This is a genomic window from Streptomyces sp. NPDC005070 (assembly GCF_053600395.1).
The window spans coordinates 1-3,896 of record NZ_JBSFZS010000298.1 but is presented as its reverse complement, the minus strand read 5'-3'; the positions used below and the strand labels follow the sequence as shown (position 1 = coordinate 3,896).

Genomic DNA, 3,896 nt, shown 5'->3' with positions numbered 1-3,896 from the left:
CCTCGGTCGGGGACCGCGCATGCGCTTGTCTCCCGTGACGGAGCGGCATGTCGGTCTGGTCCCGCTGGGTGGAGGCGAGGGGTTGGTGGGTTGGGTTAGTGGGTGGTTGTGGTTGTGGTTGTGGTGGTGGTGAAGGTGGTTTGGTTGTTTTGGGTGCCGGTGATGTGGGTGGTGGTTGTGGTGTTGTTGTCGGGTGTGAGGTGGGTGATGTGGATGTGGCAGGGTTGGTCGTATTCGGTGTAGCGGTGGAATGTGGCGGTGGTGGCGGTGGTGGCGGTGGTGGTGTTGTTGGTGGGGGTGGGGTGGGGGGTGTTGGTGGCGTTGTGGGTGGCTTGGCGGGCGGCTTCGAGGAGGACCATGCCGGGGATGTGGTCGCCTGTGTGGTCGAAGAGGGTGGGGTGGTTGAGGTTGGGGGTCAGGAGCCAGGTGTGGGGGTGGTCGGTGGGGGTGAGGACGACGTCGTTGGGGGTGAGGCGGCCCACGGTGGCGGGGGGCATGGGTTGACGGTGCGGGGCCTGCCGGGCTTGCGGGGCTGTGTCCGTGCCGGTGCCTGCCGTGTCAACTGCCGTGTCGACTGCCGTGTCGACTGCCGTGTCGACTGCCGTACCGCCCGTGCCTGCCGTACTTGACGTGCCTGCCGTGCCTGCGATGCCGCCCGCGCTGCCCGTACTGCCTGTGCCCGTGGCGCCGCCCGGACCGCTTGTGCCCGTGGCGCCGCCTGCGTCTGCGCCTGCCATGCCTGTCGTGCTGCCCGTGCCCGTCATGCCCGTGGTGCCTGTCGTGTCAACTGCCGTGCCGCCCGGCCCTGTTGTGCTGGTTGCCGTGGTGCCGCCCGCGCCTGCCATGCCCGTGGTGCCGCCCATGCCTGCCATGCCGGTGGTGCCGGTGGTGCCGCCCGTGCCGCTTGCCGCGCCGCCCGTGCCCGCCATGCCCGTGCCGCCCGTGCCCGCCATGCCCGCGCCGCCCGTGCCCGCCATGCCCGTGCCGCCCGTGCTGGTGTCGTTCATGTCTGGCGTGCCGCCCGCGCCTGCCATGCCTGTGGTGCTGCCTGTGCCTGTGGTGCCACTCGTGTCTGGCGTGCGGTTTGTGCTGGTGGTGCCGCGGAGGCGGGTGTAGGTGGTGGGGTTGGTGGTGGAGAAGGTGGCGGTGCCGTGGGCGATGGGGGTGTTGTTGCGGTGGATGGTCATGTGGAGGGTGGCGCGGTTGATGGTGTGGCGGCGTTGGAGGAGGTGGGTGCAGTGGGCGTGGATGGTGAAGTCGGTGGGGGTGGGGCCGATGTCGAGGGCGTGGGGGTGGGTGGTGGTGTAGCTGAGGGACCACAGGATGAAGTGGTGGCCGAGGGGGACGTCGAGTTCGGTGTGGGCGAGGAGCATGCCGGCCTGGCGGAGGGTTTCGGCGACCTGGAGGGGGTCGTGGGCTCTGCCGTCGGGGGTGGTGAAGTAGGGGTGGGCGCGGGGCCATTGGCCGGTGAGGGTGTAGGTGAGGGGGCCGCGGGCGGTGCAGGAGGTGAGGAAGACCTCGGCGAGGCTCGCGCGGTGCACGTACTCCTTGGGGACCGTGGTGGTCAGGCGGGGTAAGCCGCGTGTTCCCGGGCTGCTTTCGGTGGTGATCAGGTTCATGGCTGCCCCCGTCTTGAAGCCGCGTCCGACGACTCCATAAGATACGGACCTACCGGTTTTGTTGGCCGGAAGCACTAGGTAAAGACTTCACCAAGTTCATGGTGGAAACGTGAATAACTGCCTCCGTTTTCGCGGTGCGGCAGCGAAAAGTCCCACTCGGCCGGGGAGAAGGGCCGAGTCGAAACCTGCTTGACGGTTTTCTTTTGCTTGCGGTGGGATGGGGGCGGGGGAGGGGAGCCGCCGGTGGCCGTGGCGACGGTCCCGCCCCCGGCCCGGTGACGCGGCCCGGTCCCGGGCTGCTGTGGTGCGGTTCGGCCGTCGGCTGCTGTGGCGGCGGTCCCGTCTCCGGCTCTGTGGTGCGGCCCGCTCTTCGGCCGCTGTGGTGCGGCCCGGTCTTGGGCTGCTGTGGTGCGGCCCGGTCTTGGGCTGCTGTGGTGCGGCCCGGGTCTTGGGCTGCTGCGGCGCGGTCTTGGGTTGCTGTGGCGGCGGTTGCGCCGTCGGGTGTGTGACGTGGCCTGGTCTTGGGCTGCTGTGGTGCGGCTCGGGTCTTGGGCTGCTGTGGCGTTACGTGGTCTGGTCTGCGGGTGTGTGGCGTGGTCTGGTCTGTGGCTGCTGTGGTGGGGTCTGGTTTTGGGTTGCTGTGGTGTGGCGCGGTCTTGGGTTGTTGTGGTGGCGGTCCGGTTTTCGGTTCTGTGCGGCTCTATCCGGCTCTTTCCGGGTTTTTCCGGTTCTGTTTTCGACTGCTGTGATGCGGCTTTGTTTTCCGGTTTTTGTGGTGTGGCCGTGTCTTTGACTGTGTGACAGGGAGGGCGCGATGTCTGGTGTTCTGGCCACGTTGAGGGTGGCTGCTGTGAATCTTGACGGTGTGTTGCTGGAGGACACGTTCAGTCCGGTGATCCATCGGGTGCTCGCGGCGTACGGGGTGGCCTACAGCAGGGAGTTGGAGGCGGCGGTGCTCTCGCAGCCGCGGGATGTCGCGGCGGGGGTGCTGGCCCGGGCGATCGGGTCGTCGGCGGGTGCGGGGTGGATGACGGGGGTGTATTTCGCGGAGCGTGAGCGGTATGTGCGGGAGCATCCGGTGTCGTTGACGCGGGGGGCTCTGGAGCTGGTGGGGCGGTTGCGGGGTCTGGGGCTGGAGGTGGTGTGTTACGGGGGGCTGGGGGAGCGTCATTTCGAGCGGTATCTGGGGGCGTGGCGGTCGCTTTTCGCCGGGCCGGGTTATGTCTGCACGGACGGTTTCCGGCCGGGGATCGGGGAGATCGCCCGGGGGTTCGCCGTGGAGCCCTCCCGGGTGCTGTTCGTCGACGACGTGGCGCGGTTCGCCGCGCAGGCGCGTGTGCTGCGGGTGCCGTTCATCGGGCATCCGAGCACCTTCCGGCACGGTTTCCAGCGGGAGGCGATGCGGGAGGCAGGGGTGCGGCATCTGGTGGGGGGCCTGGGGGAGATCGACGAGGCGCTGGTGCACGTCCTGGACGCCGAGGCGGCGCGGGACGCGGTGTGGCCCGGAGGGGACAGGGCACTCGCCGGCGCCTGCACGGGCACCGATACGGACACCGGTGCCGGTGTGCTCGCCGGTGCAGGCGTCGGTGCGGGTGCGGGCGTCGGTGCGGGTGCGGGTGTGCTCGCCACTATGGGTGCGGGTGCCGGTGTGGGTGCGCTCGCGGGTGTGGGTGTGGGTGTGCTTGCTGGTGTGGGTGGCGGGGTGCGGGGGTGAGCGGGGTGGGGTTGCCGCTGGCGGGGAAGGTGGCGTTGATCACGGGTGCGAGCAGTGGTATCGGTGCGGGTGCGGCGCGGGTGTTCGCCGCGCAGGGCGCGGCGGTGGTGCTGGCGGCGCGTCGCGGGGGGCGGTTGCGGGATCTGGTGGAGGAGTTGAACGGGGCGGGTGGGCAGGCGAGTTGCCGGGTGGTGGACGTGCGCTGCGGGGATCAGGTGCGCCGGCTGGTGGAGTATGTCGTGGAGCGGCACGGGCGGCTGGATGCGGCGTTCAACAATGCCGGTGTGGGGCTGGAGAGGTCGCCGCTGCATCTGCTGGGGGACGACGCCTACGACATGGTGATGGACACCAATGTGCGCGGGGTGTGGAACTGCATGCGTCATGAGATCGCGGCGATGCTCGCGGGTGGCGGCGGTGCGATCGTGAACACCAGCAGTGTGGGTGGTCTGGTCGCCTCCGCGACGGGCGTCGCTGCGCGAACGGGGGGCGTGGCGGCGTGGAACATCTGAGGCACCCTAGCGTCGTCTGTGCGTTCTCGTAAAACGCCCGATGTCATTCCTTCT

At 69.4% G+C, this 3,896-nt stretch carries 2 protein-coding genes and 1 pseudogene; 2 read left to right on the top strand and 1 reads right to left on the bottom strand.

The annotated features are described in order from the left end of the window. Nucleotides 1–95 precede the first annotated feature (95 nt). A complete protein-coding gene (locus tag ACWEBX_RS38005) occupies nucleotides 96–1,619 on the bottom strand; it encodes an AfsA-related hotdog domain-containing protein (RefSeq protein WP_451889292.1) in 1,524 nt (507 codons plus the stop codon). Nucleotides 1,620–2,433: 814 nt separating this feature from the next. Here ACWEBX_RS38005 and ACWEBX_RS38000 point away from each other — a divergent pair. Further along, nucleotides 2,434–3,333, top strand: a complete 900-nt coding sequence (locus ACWEBX_RS38000; RefSeq protein WP_451889291.1) for an HAD family phosphatase — start codon at nucleotides 2,434–2,436, stop codon at nucleotides 3,331–3,333. After that, a pseudogene (locus ACWEBX_RS37995) lies at nucleotides 3,330–3,809 on the top strand (SDR family NAD(P)-dependent oxidoreductase); the annotation flags it as partial. The gene ACWEBX_RS38000 and the pseudogene ACWEBX_RS37995, both read left to right, overlap by 4 nt. Nucleotides 3,810–3,896 lie beyond the last annotated feature (87 nt).

Bases quoted from the DNA above. Each gene is read 5' to 3' on its own strand.
- ACWEBX_RS38005 (WP_451889292.1), bottom strand. From the start codon at position 1,619: ATGAACCTGATCACCACCGAAAGCAGCCCGGGAACACGCGGCTTACCC.
- ACWEBX_RS38000 (WP_451889291.1), top strand. From the start codon at position 2,434: ATGTCTGGTGTTCTGGCCACGTTGAGGGTGGCTGCTGTGAATCTTGAC.